The organism is Neisseria sp. P0006.S004 (genome assembly GCF_051963015.1).
Lineage (GTDB): Bacteria > Pseudomonadota > Gammaproteobacteria > Burkholderiales > Neisseriaceae > Neisseria.
The window spans coordinates 1-15,729 of record NZ_JBQCUS010000013.1 but is presented as its reverse complement, the minus strand read 5'-3'; the positions used below and the strand labels follow the sequence as shown (position 1 = coordinate 15,729).

11 protein-coding genes, 1 tRNA gene and 1 pseudogene are annotated in these 15,729 nt (G+C 45.9%); all 13 read right to left on the bottom strand.

Going from position 1 to position 15,729, the window contains the following annotated elements; all coding sequences use genetic code 11:
• Window positions 1–161: 161 nt before the first annotated feature.
• Window positions 162–2,267 carry an elongation factor G gene (fusA, locus tag ACTHR2_RS10305; protein WP_263338966.1) on the bottom strand — a complete coding sequence of 702 codons (2,106 nt, stop codon included), beginning with the start codon at window positions 2,265–2,267 and terminating at the stop codon, window positions 162–164.
• A gap of 18 nt (window positions 2,268–2,285) precedes the next feature.
• Window positions 2,286–2,756, bottom strand: a complete 471-nt coding sequence (rpsG, locus tag ACTHR2_RS10300; RefSeq protein ID WP_002240962.1) for a 30S ribosomal protein S7 — start codon at window positions 2,754–2,756, stop codon at window positions 2,286–2,288.
• 117 nt (window positions 2,757–2,873) lie between these two features.
• Entirely contained in the window at window positions 2,874–3,245 is a 372-nt protein-coding gene (gene rpsL, locus ACTHR2_RS10295) for a 30S ribosomal protein S12 (protein ID WP_002218431.1), read from the bottom strand.
• 253 nt (window positions 3,246–3,498) lie between these two features.
• Complete coding sequence (gene rpoC / locus ACTHR2_RS10290; protein ID WP_263338976.1) at window positions 3,499–7,674, bottom strand: DNA-directed RNA polymerase subunit beta'; 4,176 nt, start codon at window positions 7,672–7,674, stop codon at window positions 3,499–3,501.
• Between the two features lie 156 nt (window positions 7,675–7,830).
• Window positions 7,831–12,009, bottom strand: coding sequence for a DNA-directed RNA polymerase subunit beta (gene rpoB, locus ACTHR2_RS10285; RefSeq protein ID WP_263338979.1), 4,179 nt, complete (start codon window positions 12,007–12,009; stop codon window positions 7,831–7,833).
• 189 nt (window positions 12,010–12,198) lie between these two features.
• On the bottom strand, window positions 12,199–12,570 hold the full coding sequence (gene rplL, locus ACTHR2_RS10280; protein WP_003677916.1) for a 50S ribosomal protein L7/L12: 372 nt from the start codon (window positions 12,568–12,570) through the stop codon (window positions 12,199–12,201).
• Window positions 12,571–12,627: 57 nt separating this feature from the next.
• The gene (rplJ, locus tag ACTHR2_RS10275) at window positions 12,628–13,128 is read right to left on the bottom strand and encodes a 50S ribosomal protein L10 (protein WP_003680699.1); all 501 of its coding nucleotides are present in this window, start codon (window positions 13,126–13,128) and stop codon (window positions 12,628–12,630) included.
• Window positions 13,129–13,350: 222 nt separating this feature from the next.
• Window positions 13,351–14,046: a 50S ribosomal protein L1 gene (gene rplA / locus ACTHR2_RS10270; RefSeq protein WP_003677918.1), complete on the bottom strand. Its 696-nt coding sequence runs from the start codon at window positions 14,044–14,046 to the stop codon at window positions 13,351–13,353.
• Window positions 14,046–14,480, bottom strand: a complete 435-nt coding sequence (gene rplK / locus ACTHR2_RS10265; RefSeq protein WP_002220151.1) for a 50S ribosomal protein L11 — start codon at window positions 14,478–14,480, stop codon at window positions 14,046–14,048. Before rplK ends, rplA begins: the two co-directional genes overlap by 1 nt.
• 104 nt (window positions 14,481–14,584) lie before the next feature.
• Complete coding sequence (nusG, locus tag ACTHR2_RS10260; RefSeq protein ID WP_003680697.1) at window positions 14,585–15,118, bottom strand: transcription termination/antitermination protein NusG; 534 nt, start codon at window positions 15,116–15,118, stop codon at window positions 14,585–14,587.
• Window positions 15,119–15,120: 2 nt separating this feature from the next.
• Window positions 15,121–15,396, bottom strand: a complete 276-nt coding sequence (gene secE / locus ACTHR2_RS10255; protein ID WP_070461116.1) for a preprotein translocase subunit SecE — start codon at window positions 15,394–15,396, stop codon at window positions 15,121–15,123.
• 131 nt (window positions 15,397–15,527) lie between these two features.
• A tRNA-Trp gene (locus ACTHR2_RS10250) sits at window positions 15,528–15,603 on the bottom strand.
• Window positions 15,604–15,609: 6 nt separating this feature from the next.
• A pseudogene (locus tag ACTHR2_RS10245) lies at window positions 15,610–15,729 on the bottom strand (hypothetical protein); the annotation flags it as partial.

The window sequence follows — 15,729 nt, the reverse complement described above, 5'->3', positions numbered from 1 at the left end:
TTTTACCATGGTCAACGTGACCGATGGTGCCAACGTTTACGTGCGGTTTGCTACGTTCAAATTTTTCCTTAGCCATGAGCTAATTCCTTTACATATAAAGATCGATTAAAGAACAATGGCCGTCTGAAAATTTATTTTCAGTTTCAGACGGCCTTTTCTGATTAGCCTTTACGGGCTTCAGTTACAGCAGCAGCTACGTGAGCAGGAGCTTCAGCGTATTTTTTGAACTCCATGGAGTAAGTAGCGCGACCTTGGGTTGCAGAACGCAAGTCGGTTGAGTAACCGAACATTTCTGCCAGAGGTACTTCGGCGCGAACTTTCTTACCACCGATACCGTCATCATCCATACCCAATACAACGCCACGACGACGGTTCAAGTCGCCCATTACGTCACCCATGTATTCTTCAGGTGTTTCCACCTCAACTGCCATAATTGGTTCCAACAGAGCTGGATTAGCTTTACGCATACCTTCTTTAAAGGCTTGAGAAGCTGCCAATTCGAAGGCCAGTTGTGAAGAGTCTACATCATGCGAAGAACCGAAGATCAAACGTACACGAACGTCAACAACTGGGTAACCGGCAACGATACCGTTAGGCAGAGTATCACGGATACCTTTATCGACAGACGGAATAAATTCGCGAGGAATCACACCACCTTTAATTTCGTCGATAAATTCGTAACCTTCGCCACCTGGTTCCATAGGTTCCATTTTGATCACAACGTGACCGTATTGACCTTTACCACCAGATTGTTTGGCGTGTTTGTATTCTGCTTCAACTTCTTTGCGGATAGTTTCACGGTATGCAACTTGAGGCGCACCAATGTTAGCTTCCACACCGAATTCGCGTTTCATACGGTCAACAATAATTTCCAAGTGCAACTCACCCATACCGGAAATAATGGTTTGACCAGATTCTTCATCTGTACGAACGCGGAAAGAAGGGTCTTCCTTAGCCAAACGGTTCAGAGCAATACCCATTTTTTCTTGGTCGGCTTTAGTTTTTGGCTCAACAGCAATGTGAATTACCGGCTCAGGGAATTCCATACGTTCCAAGATGATTGGTGCGCTTTCAGCACACAGGGTTTCACCAGTGGTAACGTCTTTCAGACCGATTGCAGCTGCAATATCACCAGCACGTACTTCTTCGATTTCAGTACGGTCTGCAGCAGTCATTTGCACCAGACGACCGATACGTTCGCGAGTACCTTTTACTGAGTTCAATACGGTATCACCGGATTTCACAACACCAGAGTAAACGCGGATGAAGGTCAATTGACCAACATATTTGTCGTTCAACATTTTGAATGCCAATGCAGAGAATTTCTCTTCATCGCTGGCTTCACGGCTGTCAGCTTCTTCAGTGTTAGGGTTAACACCTTGAACTGGAGGAATGTCGGTAGGAGCAGGCAGCAATTCTACAACTGCGTCCAACATACGTTGAACACCTTTGTTTTTGAATGCTGAACCGCACAACATTGGTTGAATTTCACCGGCCAAAGTACGTTGACGCAATGCGCCTACGATTTCTTCTTCAGTCAGCTCATCACCGCCCAAGTATTTGTCCATCAATTCTTCGCTGGCCTCTGCTGCAGCTTCAATCATGTTTTGACGCCATTCTTCAGCAGTCTCAACCAATTCAGCAGGAATATCGCCATAGGTAAAGGTTGTACCTTTATCGGCTTCATTCCAAATAATGGATTTCATTTTCAACAGGTCAACAACACCGCTGAAGCTGTCTTCCGCACCAACCGGAATCACGATAGGTACTGGGTTTGCGCGCAAACGAGTTTTCATTTGCTCAACAACGCGGAAGAAGTTGGCACCTTGACGGTCCATTTTGTTTACAAATGCCAAGCGAGGTACTTGGTATTTGTTAGCTTGACGCCATACGGTTTCAGATTGAGGTTGAACACCGCCTACTGCACAGTAAACCATTACCGCGCCGTCCAATACACGCATAGAACGCTCTACCTCTACAGTAAAGTCAACGTGTCCCGGGGTGTCGATGATGTTGAAACGATGCTCAGGGAACTGTTTCGCCATACCGGACCAATAAGAAGTCACAGCAGCAGAAGTAATGGTAATACCACGCTCTTGCTCTTGCTCCATGTAGTCGGTAGTAGCTGCACCGTCATGCACTTCGCCCAATTTGTGAGTCAAACCTGTATAGAACAAAATACGTTCTGTTGTGGTTGTTTTACCCGCGTCAATATGGGCAGAAATACCGATATTGCGATACAGGCTGATAGGGGTCTTACGAGCCATTTTGTTAGCCTTTCGATATTAGAAACGGAAGTGAGAGAATGCTTTGTTAGCTTCAGCCATGCGGTGTACTTCTTCACGTTTTTTCAACGCACCACCACGACCTTCAGCCGCATCAATCAATTCACCTGCCAAACGCAGGTCCATAGATTTCTCACCACGTTTACGGGCCGCGTCGCGAACCCAGCGCATTGCCAAAGCCAGACGACGTGAAGGACGAACTTCAACAGGAACTTGGTAGTTTGCACCACCTACACGGCGGCTTTTCACTTCCACGATAGGTTTGGCGTTTGCAATGGCTTCGTTAAATACTTCGATTGCTACTTTGCCGGTTTTTTTCTCAATTTGTTCCAGCGCACCGTAAACGATACGTTCTGCAACAGATTTTTTACCGTCAATCATCAATACGTTCATGAATTTAGTCAGCTCAACGCTGCCGAATTTAGGATCTGGCAGTACGTCGCGCTTAGGGACTTCTCTACGTCTTGGCATTTTAATTTCCTTTAATCTATTCAGTTGGGGCAATTCCCATGAATACCCAATTGAGTATTCACTTACTCGGCCGTTGTTCAGCTTAGGCGGCCGACGTGCCTATTTGAGTCCCGATAATTATTTAGGACGCTTAGCACCGTATTTAGAACGGGCTTGTTTACGGTCTTTAACACCTGCAGTATCCAAAGAACCGCGTACAGTGTGGTAACGTACACCTGGCAAGTCTTTTACACGACCGCCGCGGATCAATACGACACTGTGCTCTTGCAGGTTGTGGCCTTCACCGCCGATGTATGAAATTACTTCAAAACCGTTGGTCAGGCGAACTTTACATACTTTACGCAATGCAGAGTTAGGTTTTTTAGGGGTAGTTGTGTATACACGGGTGCACACGCCACGTTTTTGCGGGCAAGCTTCCAGTGCAGGCACTTTGTTTACGTACACAGGCTTTTGACGGCCTTTGCGTACCAATTGGTTAATAGTTGGCATATTTTCTCGTCCTGTTGAGTTAAATACTTGCCGACACCATGTCGACAAGATTGGAATTATATTTTTATTGCAAGGGTTTAGTCAAGCAAATGACTGATAAAGTTTGGTGTTTTTCTATTTATCTTTAAAATTTTGGAAGCAATGGCCGTCTGAAAGATTCAGACGGCCTCACTCTCTACTCTATCCTAAGCCCTCTATAAAATAAAACCGCAAGCCAGTCTTGCGGTTTTATTTTCACGAAAATCCTTCCGGATTATTCGTCTGAAGCTTCGATTTCAGAAGTTTCTTGATCGGCTTGCTGCCATTGTTGATGACGGCTGCGGTGGTAGGTCAAACCTGTACCGGCAGGAATCAAACGACCGACAATCACGTTCTCTTTCAGACCGCGCAGCTCGTCTTGTTTGCCCATAATAGCGGCCTCTGTCAAGACGCGGGTTGTTTCTTGGAACGATGCCGCTGAAATGAAGCTGTCTGTAGACAAGGAAGCTTTGGTAATACCCAGCAACACGTTTTCATAACGTGCAGGCTCTTTGTCTTCAGCCATGGCTTTTTCATTGGCAAGCATCACATCGCCACGCTCAACTTGCTCACCGGTAATGAACTCTGTATCACCGGAATCAACGATGTTCACTCGACGCAGCATTTGGCGGATGATGACTTCGATGTGTTTATCGGAAATCTTCACACCTTGCAGGCGGTAAACCTCTTGTACCTCTTGAACAATGTAGCGAGCCAATGCTTCGATACCTTGCAGACGCAGAATGTCGTGTGGATCTACGGCACCGTCTACGATGGTTTCACCGCGGTTTACCACTTGACCGTCGTGTACCAAAATCTGTTTCTCTTTAGAAATCAGCGTTTCGTATGCCACACCGTCTACGTCGGTAATAATCAGACGCTGTTTACCTTTGGTTTCTTTACCGAAGGAAACGGTACCGGTAATTTCAGCCAACATGCCGGCATCTTTCGGTACGCGTGCTTCAAACAACTCAGCAACGCGCGGCAAACCACCGGTAATATCGCGGGTTTTAGAAGACGCTTGCGGAATACGCGCCAATACATCACCCTTACCGACTTCCTGACCTTCACGGATGGTAATCACCGCACCGACCGGGAATGCCATAGAAACTGGGGTAGTCGTACCTGGAATGCAGATTTCCAGACCATTTTCATCCAACAGTTTGACAGTTGGACGCAACAGTTTAGAAGCACTAGAGGAACGACGTTTACCGTCAATCACTACCAGAGTAGACAAACCGGTTACATCGTCAGTTTGTTTCGCAACAGTAACACCCTCTTCCACGTTCTCGAATTTCACCGTACCTGCGTGTTCGGTGATCATAGGACGGGTATGCGGATCCCAAGTCGCCAAAGTTTGACCGGCTTTAATAGCTTCACCATCTTGTACCAGCAGGATTGCACCGTAAGGTACTTTGTGACGTTCACGTTCGCGACCAATATCGTCGTGAATCACTACTTCACAAGAGCGGCCAATGACAACCAACTCACCTTTGTTATTGGCAACGTAACGCATTTGGCTGCTGAAACGTGCTGTACCGTTGGATTTGGCTTCTACTTGGCTGGCTGCTGCCGCACGAGATGCCGCACCACCAATGTGGAACGTACGCATGGTCAGCTGAGTACCTGGTTCACCAATGGATTGTGCAGCAATCACACCAACTGCCTCACCGGCGTTAACCAGTTTACCGCGTGCCAAGTCGCGACCATAACAGTGTGCACACAGGCCATGACGGGTTTTACAAGTAATCGGCGTACGGACTTTGACTTCATCGACACCAGATTGGTCGATCATATCTACCAGTTTCTCGGTCAACAACGTACCAGCTTCAACCAAAGTCTCGCCAGTCGAAGGATCGACAACATCAGAAGCAGTAACGCGGCCCAAAATACGATCGCGCAAGGCTTCAATCACATCACCGCCTTGTACCACTGCCTTCATCACAAAGCCGTCTGAAGTACCGCAATCGTCTTCAACAACTACCAAGTCTTGGGTTACGTCTACCAAACGACGGGTCAGGTAACCGGAGTTTGCAGTTTTCAACGCGGTATCCGCCAAACCCTTACGTGCACCGTGGGTCGCAATAAAGTATTGCAATACGGTCAGACCTTCGCGGAAGTTGGAGGTAATAGGCGTTTCAATAATGGAGCCGTCAGGTTTTGCCATCAAACCACGCATACCGGACAACTGTTTAATCTGAGCCGCAGAACCACGGGCACCAGAGTCGGCCATCATGTAAATAGAGTTAAAGGACTCTTGATCAACTTCGTTGCCGTCACGGTCGATGACTTTTTGTTTGGACAGGTTGTCCATCATCGCTTTAGCGATCTTATCGCCGGCACGACCCCAAATATCGACCACTTTATTGTAACGTTCGCCGTTGGTTACCAAACCTTGACGGTATTGGTCTTCGATTTCTTTAACTTCGGCATTAGCCTCAGCCAGCAAGGCTGCTTTTTCTTTCGGAATTTCCATATCGTCAACCGCAATGGAAATACCGCCTTTTGCCGCAAAACCGAAACCGGTATACATCAGGTGGTCAGCGAAAATAACTGTATCACGCAAGCCGCACAGACGGAATGATGCGTTAATCAGTTTAGAAATTTCTTTTTTCTTCAGCGCTTTGTTGATGTACTCGAACGGCAGGCCTTTAGGCAAGATTTCGCTCAACAATGCACGGCCGACGGTTGTTTCATAACGGTTAACAACAGGCTCAAACTCACCTGCTTCGTTTTTCACCCATTCGCGCAGACGTACGGTAATTTTCGTACCCAGTTCAACCTGTTTGGTATGGTATGCACGATGTACTTCTTTCACATCGGCAAACAGGCTGCCTTCACCTTTGGCATTGATACGGTCGCGGGTCATGTAGTACAAACCCAATACGATATCTTGAGAAGGTACGATGATTGGTTCGCCGTTGGCTGGAGACAATACGTTGTTTGAAGCCAGCATCAGCGTGCGTGCTTCCATTTGTGCTTCCAAGCTCAATGGAACGTGTACAGCCATTTGGTCACCGTCAAAGTCGGCGTTAAATGCGGCACACACCAATGGGTGCAACTGAATCGCTTTACCTTCAATCAGGATAGGTTCAAACGCTTGAATACCCAAACGGTGCAGGGTTGGCGCACGGTTCAACATAATCGGATGTTCGCGGATGACTTCTTCCAAGATATCCCATACTTCAGGCACCTCTTGCTCTACCAATTTTTTCGCAGCTTTAACGGTAGAAGCCAAACCTTGTTTTTCCAATTTGTGGAAAATAAATGGTTTGAACAGTTCCAACGCCATTTTTTTCGGCAGACCACATTGGTGCAGACGCAGGTATGGGCCTACGGTAATCACGGAACGACCAGAGTAGTCCACACGTTTACCCAGCAGGTTTTGACGGAAGCGGCCGCCTTTACCTTTAATCATGTCAGCCAATGATTTCAGCGGGCGTTTGTTGGCACCGGTCATGGCTTTACCGCGACGGCCGTTATCCAACAGGGAATCAACCGCTTCTTGCAACATACGTTTTTCGTTACGAACGATGATGTCAGGCGCATGCAGTTCCAACAGACGTTTCAGACGGTTGTTACGGTTGATAACGCGGCGGTACAAATCGTTCAAATCGGAAGTGGCAAAACGACCACCATCCAATGGAACCAACGGACGCAAATCAGGCGGCAATACCGGCAGCACATCCATAATCATCCATTCCAGTTTCATACCGGAACGGTGAAAGGCTTCCAATACTTTCAAACGTTTGGCAATTTTTTTAATTTTGGTGTCAGAACCGGTAGATTCCAGCTCTTGACGCAGGATTTCGATTTCGCCGGTAATATCCAAGGTGCGCAGCAATTCACGGATACCTTCTGCACCCATTTTGGCATCGAAGTCATCGCCGTATTCGTCCAGTTTGTTGTAGTAATCGTCTTCAGTCAGCAATTGACGACGTTGCAACGGAGTCATACCGGGATCGGTTACCACAAATGCTTCAAAGTACAATACGCGTTCGATATCGCGCAAAGTCATGTCCAATACCATACCCAAGCGGGAAGGCAGGGATTTCAAGAACCAAATGTGGGCAACTGGTGCTGCCAATTCAATGTGGCCCATGCGTTCGCGGCGTACTTTGGAAAGGGTAACTTCTACGCCACATTTTTCACAGGTTACGCCTTTAAATTTCAAGCGTTTGTATTTACCGCACAAACATTCATAGTCTTTGACCGGGCCAAAGATTTTGGCGCAGAACAAACCGTCGCGCTCAGGTTTGAACGTACGGTAGTTGATGGTTTCAGGTTTTTTAACTTCGCCATAAGACCATGAGCGGATGGTTTCGGGAGAGGCAATACCGATTTTGATGGCATCAAACTCTTCTTCCATGCCGGCAGTTTGCAACGGATTAAATAAGTTCAACAAATTCATTTTTGCTCCTTGAAGGAAGTATTTTTACCGCATGGCGGATTTTCGATATTGGGAAACGGTACTTTTGATTTCAGACGGCCTAAATGCCGATTGCTTCATTCTTATTCTGAAACCGCTTTTTCAGACGACCTTGAGGGGCCGTCTGAAAACTTCTGTTTAGTAACGTTCCAAATCGATATCCAAGCCCAGTGAGCGAATCTCTTTAACCAATACGTTGAAGGATTCAGGCATACCAGCATCGATTTTGTGTTCGCCTTTGACGATGTTTTCGTACATTTTGGTACGACCGTTCACGTCGTCTGACTTCACAGTCAGCATCTCTTGCAGCGTGTATGCCGCGCCGTATGCTTCCAATGCCCAAACCTCCATCTCACCGAAACGTTGTCCACCGAACTGAGCTTTACCGCCCAGAGGCTGCTGGGTTACCAGACTGTATGGACCGGTAGAACGGGCGTGCATTTTTTCGTCAACCAAGTGGTGCAGTTTCAGATAGTGCATCACACCGACTGTAACCTTGCGGTCAAATGCTTCGCCTGAACGGCCGTCATACAGCGTGATTTGAGTTTTACTGTCGTTGAAGCCCAGTTTCTCAACCTCAGGATCTTCGCTTGGGTAAGCCAAGTTCAACATTTCGCGGATTTCAGACTCTTTCGCACCGTCGAATACAGGAGAGGCGAAAGATGCACCTTTGCGCAGGTTAGAAGCCAATTCGATGATTTCTTCATCTGTCAGGCTGTCCAAATCTTCTTTCTTACCGCTACCGTTGTAGAGCTTGTTCAAGAATTCACGCAGCTCGCTGGCTTTGCGTTGCTCTTTCAGCATACGGTCGATACGCTCGCCGATACCTTTTGCCGCCCAACCCAAGTGAACTTCCAAAATCTGACCGATGTTCATACGGGAAGGTACACCCAACGGGTTCAGTACGATGTCTACCGGACGGCCGTCAGCCATGTAAGGCATGTCTTCCACTGGCAGAATGCGTGATACCACGCCTTTGTTACCGTGGCGACCCGCCATTTTGTCACCGGCTTGCAGACGGCGTTTGATGGCGATAAATACTTTCACCATTTTTTGTACGCCCGGTTGCAGCTCGTCGCCTTGGGTCAGTTTTTTCTTCTTGATCTCATACAACTCATCCGCTTCTTCGCGTTTTTGTTGCAGACTCAATTTAATCAGTTCCAACTGTTTGGCCAAATCTTCGTCAGCCAGACGGATGTCAAACCAATCATGTTTGCTTGACAGGCTTGCCAGATATTCAGTAGTAATTTCGCTGCCTTTAGCCAGCTTCATCGGGCCACCGTTAGCTTTTTGGCCGACAATCATGCGCTCAATACGGTCAAATGCGTCGTTATCAAAAATACGCAACTGGTCGCTCAAGTCTTGACGGTAACGTTTCAGCTCAGAATCAATAATGGATTGAGCACGTTTGTCGCGTTGAATACCTTCACGAGTAAAGACTTGAACATCGATAACGGTACCGCTCATGCCGGTAGGCATACGCAATGAAGTATCTTTTACGTCAGACGCTTTTTCACCGAAGATGGCACGCAGCAGTTTTTCTTCAGGAGTCAGTTGGGTTTCACCTTTAGGTGTTACTTTACCTACCAAGACGTCACCAGCTTCTACTTCTGCACCGATGTAAACAATACCGGATTCATCCAAACGGTTTTGCATACGCTCGGACAAGTTCGGAATATCGCGGGTAATGTCTTCCGCACCCAGCTTGGTATCACGGGCAACAACGTTCAATTCCTCAATGTGAATCGAAGTATAGCGGTCGTCTGCAGCTACTTTTTCAGAAATCAGAATCGAGTCTTCGTAGTTGTAACCGTTCCACGGCATAAAGGCGATGGTCATGTTTTGACCCAGAGCCAATTCGCCCAAATCGGTGGATGCACCGTCAGCAATCAAATCACCGCGTTGCAAAACATCGCCTGCTTTGACAGCCGGACGTTGGTTGATGTTGGTAGATTGGTTGGAACGGGTAAATTTAACCAAGTTGTAAATATCGACACCCACTTCACCGGCAGTTGCCTCATCGTCATGGACACGAATCACCACACGGTTGGCATCTACATATTCAACCACACCGCCACGGCGGGCAACGATTGCAGTTGCAGAGTCAACCGCAACAGAACGCTCGATACCGGTACCAACCATTGGTTTTTCAGGGCGCAGGCAAGGTACGGCCTGACGTTGCATGTTGGCGCCCATCAATGCACGGTTCGCGTCATCATGCTCCAAGAATGGAATCAGAGATGCTGCAACAGATACTACTTGACCGGTTGCCACGTCCATATATTGAACGCGGTCAGGCGTTGCCATAATGGTTTCGCCTTTTTCACGACAAGTAACCAAGTCGCCAATCAGATTACCGTCTTTGTCCAAATCGGCATTCGCCTGTGCAATCACATAACGGCCTTCTTCAATAGCAGACAAGTAGTCGATTTCTTCAGTTACTTTGCCATCGACAACACGGCGGTAAGGGGTTTCCAAGAAACCATAATCATTGGTACGCGCATAAACGGACAATGAGTTGATCAAACCAATGTTTGGACCCTCAGGTGTTTCAATAGGACATACACGGCCATAGTGGGTCGGGTGTACGTCTCGCACCTCAAAGCCGGCACGTTCGCGAGTCAAACCGCCCGGGCCCAATGCAGATACACGGCGTTTATGGGTAACTTCAGACAATGGGTTGGTCTGATCCATAAATTGGCTCAATTGGCTAGAGCCGAAGAATTCTTTAATCGCGGCAGAAACAGGTTTCGCATTGATCAAGTCATGCGGCATCAAGTTCTCAGATTCTGCTTGGTTCAGACGCTCTTTAACTGCGCGTTCTACACGAGCCAAACCGCTACGGAATTGGTTTTCAGTCAACTCACCCACAGAACGAACACGACGATTACCCAAGTGGTCAATATCGTCCACTTCACCATGACCGTTACGCAATTCAACCAAAGTAGCAATTGAGGCAACAATATCTTCGACACTCAGGACATAACCGCCTTTTTCGGCAGCTCCGGCCAAAGTCTCATTCAACAAACGGCCATACCAAGAGTTTTGTTGTGCTTCAGACAGTTTTTGCTCGTATGTACGCGTATTAAATTTCATACGGCCTACGCGAGACAAATCATAGCTGTCTTCACTGAAGAACAAGCGGTTGAAGAGCTGCTCAACAGCTTCTTCGGTAGGCGGTTCGCCAGGACGCATCATGCGGTAAATCGCTACGCGTGCAGCCTGCTGATCAGCAGTTTCGTCTGTACGCAGAGTGCTGGAGATGTAACCGCCTTGATCCAATTCGTTGATATAAAGGGTCGTAATTTCTTTTACACCATGGATATCAAGTTTGGCCAACAGTTCTTCTGTAATTTCATCGTTAGCAGAAGCCAATACTTCGCCGGTTTCCGGATCAATCAGGTCAGCAGCCAATGATTTGCCTATCAAGCTTTCTGGCTCTACATTCAAACGAGTCAAGCCTGCATTGGTAATATCACGGATATTTTTCGCAGTAATGCGTTTACTTTTGGCAACCAGTACATTGCCTTCTTTATCCAAGATATCAACTTTGGCAGTTTCACCTTTCAGACGGCCTGCAATCAGATCAGTTTGAACACCGTTTGAAGACAAATAGAAAGTTTCTTTGTCGTAGAAAATATCCAAGATTTGTTCATTGTTGTAGCCCAAAGCTTTCAACAAAATCGTAACCGGCATTTTACGGCGACGGTCGATACGGAAATACAGCAAATCTTTTGGATCAAATTCGAAATCCAACCATGAACCACGGTAAGGAATAATACGAGCAGAGAACAACAGCTTACCGGAAGAATGTGTTTTACCACGGTCATGCTCAAAGAACACGCCAGGAGAACGGTGCAGCTGGGAAACAATCACACGCTCAGTACCATTGATGACAAAAGAGCCGCTTGGCGTCATCAATGGGATTTCACCCATATACACTTCGTTTTCACGAACTTCTTTTACAGTCGGCTTAGATGCTTCTTTATCCAAAATCACCAAACGGATACGGGCACGCAATGGAGCCGCGTAAGTAATGCCGCGCAATTGACATTCAGGAATATCGAATAAAGGCTCGCCCAATGTGTAATGCACAAACTCCAATCGCGCATAACCGTTATGGCTCACAATCGGGAAAATAGAATTAAATGCTGCTTGCAGACCATCATCAGTGCGTTGGTCAAAAGCATTTTCCAGCTGCAAAAATTTCGCATAAGAATCAATTTGGGTTGCCAGCAGGAAAGGAACATCTAAGACATTCTCTCGCTTTGCAAAACTCTTACGGATACGTTTTTTCTCGGTAAACGAATAGCTCATATACACTCCGAAAAGCAATTTTAAATAATAGGCCGTCTGAAACAACGGCATGTATCAATCTGATATTTACATTTATTTGCAATGATTTTATAAAGACTATGCAAATAAATGTAAACAATGCCTGATGCTTATTTTAAGAAGCAAAATAAGGCTGGCAGAAAACTGCCAGCCTTTATAGGAAGCATCAAATTATTTGATTTCGACTTTAGCGCCGGCTTCTTCCAGTTGTTTTTGGATGTCTTCAGCTTCAGCTTTAGAAACACCTTCTTTCAGAGTTTTAGGTGCACCGTCAACGATGTCTTTAGCTTCTTTCAGACCCAGGCCAGTGATAGCGCGGACAACTTTAATCACGCCAACTTTTTGATCACCGGCAGAAGCCAATACTACATCAAATTCAGTTTTTTCTTCAGCAGCAGCTGCACCAGCACCTGCAGGACCTGCAACTGCAACGGCAGCAGCAGAAACGCCAAATTTCTCTTCAAAAGCTTTAACCAGGTCGTTCAATTCCATTACGGTCAAAGAACCAACGGCTTCCAAAATGTCTTCTTTAGTAATAGCCATGCTATTTTACTCCAAATATTGTATTAAAAAATAATTGATTAAATGAAACAAAATCGATTAAGCGGCTTCTTCGCCAGCTTTTTTCTCTGCCAAAGCAGCCAAACCACGTGCAAAGCCTGATACAGGAGCTTGCATAACGAACAACAGTTTGGACAACAGTTCTTCGCGGCTTGGAATAGAAGCCAACTCAGCAACCTGAGCAGGGTTCATCACTTCGCCATTGTAAGAACCGGCTTTAACGATAATTTTGTCATCTTTTTTCGCGAATTGGTGCAGCACTTTAGCAGCAGCAACAGCATCTTCAGAAGCAGCGTAAACCAATGGACCAACCATTTGATCGGCCAAACCTGCGAATGAAGTACCCTCTACTGCGCGACGAGCCAGAGTATTTTTCAGAACGCGCAAGTAAACGCCTTCTTTACGTGCATTTGCACGAAGCTCAGTCATACTGGAAACACTGATACCGCGATATTCAGCGACTACGAGAGTTTGAGCGTTAGCAATTGCTGCGCTAATTTCCTCTACGGCCACTTTCTTGGTTTCAATATTGAGACTCAAGGTCTACCTCCCACTGTTTATAAACAGGATACCGAATGATATCCCACCAGCGCGGTAACCTAAAAAGACATCTTACAAGCAATCTTGCAATGTGTTTCAGGACTACCGTCTGCGTAGGGCAATTACGATTAAATCTTACGATCCCTACGGTCTTGGACATCTACTTAATTTTAAGTAGCCCAAATTCAGGTGATCCAGAAAATCAGATCACCTGAAAATTTCTTAGTTGTTCACGCTTGCAGTATCAACGCGAACACCCAAACCCATAGTGCTAGATACAGCAACTTTTTTCAGGTACTGACCCTTAGCAGCAGCAGGTTTGGCTTTAACGATAGCATCCAGCAGCGCATTGAAGTTTTCTTTCAAGTCAGCTTCAGCGAAAGAAGCACGACCGATAGTTGCATGAACGATACCGGCTTTATCTGTACGGTATTGTACTTGACCTGCTTTTGCATTTTTAACTGCTTCAGCAACGTTAGGAGTAACAGTACCTACTTTAGGGTTTGGCATCAAACCACGAGGACCCAAGATGGTACCCAATTGACCAACGATACGCATTGCATCAGGAGAAGCAATAACAACGTCAAAGTTCAGGTTACCAGCTTTGATTTCAGCGGCCAGATCTTCAAAACCGACAATATCTGCACCAGCTTCTTTAGCAGCATCTGCATTTGCACCTTGAGTAAATACAGCTACGCGAGTTGTTTTACCGGTACCTTTAGGCAGAACGACTGAACCACGGATAACTTGGTCAGATTTACGAGGATCAACGCCCAAGTTGAAAGATACATCAACAGACTCGTCAAATTTAGCAGTAGCAGCTTTTTTAACCAAAGCAATTGCTTCGTCGATTGCGTACAGTTTGTTAGCTTCAACAGAAGAGCGTAGAGCTTTCAAGCGTTTAGATACTTTAGCCATTATACAACACCCTCCACGTCCAAGCCCATTGAGCGAGCAGAACCTGCGATAGTACGAACAGCCGCATCCAAGTCAGCAGCAGTCAAATCAGGCTCTTTAGTTTTAGCAATTTCTTCCAACTGAGCGCGAGTCAATTTACCCACTTTGTTAGTCAGAGGATTAGAACTACCTTTTTGCAGACCAGCAGCTTTTTTCAACAAGATAGAAGCTGGTGGAGTTTTCATCACAAATGTAAATGATTTATCTGCAAATGCAGTAATCACGACTGGAATTGGCAAACCAGGTTCCATACCTTGGGTTGCAGCATTAAATGCTTTACAGAATTCCATGATGTTCAAACCACGCTGACCCAAAGCAGGACCAACTGGGGGAGATGGATTGGCTTTACCTGCAGGAATTTGCAGTTTGATGTAGCCGATAATTTTCTTTGCCACTTAAGGACTCCTAAAAACGGGTATAACGCGGAACCATTCCGCTTCCCAAACAGAATTTGCGATTATATCTGCTTAAAAAAAAATTTTCAAGCGAATTAAACCACTTAAATCTTTTCAACCTGACCGAACTCTAATTCAACCGGTGTTTCCCGACCAAAAATTTGAACTGAAACACGCAGTCTATTACGCTCGTAGTTAACTTCATCAACAATTCCATTGAAATCAGCAAATGGACCTTCATTCACACGAACCTGCTGACCCACTTCGAATTCAACTTTTGGTTTTGGCTTCTCAACACCTGTTTTGGCTTGTTGCAAAATAGCATCTGCATCTTTTTGAGAAATTGGGATTGGACGATTTCCGCTACCACCTACAAAACCATTTACTCGAGGGGTACTCTTAACCAAGTGCCATGAATCATCGGTCATTTCCATTTCAACCAGCACATAGCCTGGATAGAATTTACGCTCACTGATGGTTTTTCGGCCATTCTTGATATCTACCACTTCCTCTACAGGAACGAGAATCTGACCGAAATATTCTTCCATGTTTTCACGAGCAATACGCTCTTTCAATGTTTTTTGAACATTTTTCTCGAAACCGGAATAGGCCTGTACCACATACCAACGCTTTGACATCTTTACCCTTTCCTATTTAATAAAACATCAAAAAACAACCATGAAATAATTGTATCTGCCGCATAAATGAAGGCTGCTAAAACTGCAACAAAGATAATCACAAATACAGTCATTTTAACCGCTTCATCACGACTCGGCCAAACTACCTTCTTAAACTCAGTCCAAGAGCTCTTAAAATATGCAAACAGACCTTCTTTCTTTTCAGGAGCCGGCTTATTACTTACCACAACTTCCTTTTTCTGATGGCCTTCTTTGCGTCCAGACGGATGTTCTGTCATCTTTACTCACTTATCAATACCCCACCCGCCTTCATTTTAGATAGCGGCATTGATCCATTAATTAATTCCAAATAATCTTAAAACTTAAGTACAAAAAAATTAACCGGCACAAGGCCGGTTAATTTTTTATTTGGCAGGCCAAGAGGGTCTCGAACCCCCAACCCTCGGTTTTGGAGACCGATACTCTACCAATTGAGCTATTGGCCTCTAAACTTAAGCGATTACAGAAGAAACCACACCCGCACCTACGGTACGGCCACCTTCGCGAATCGCAAAGCGCAGACCTTCTTCCATAGCGATAGGCGCAATCAGTTCTACAGTAATGGTTACGTT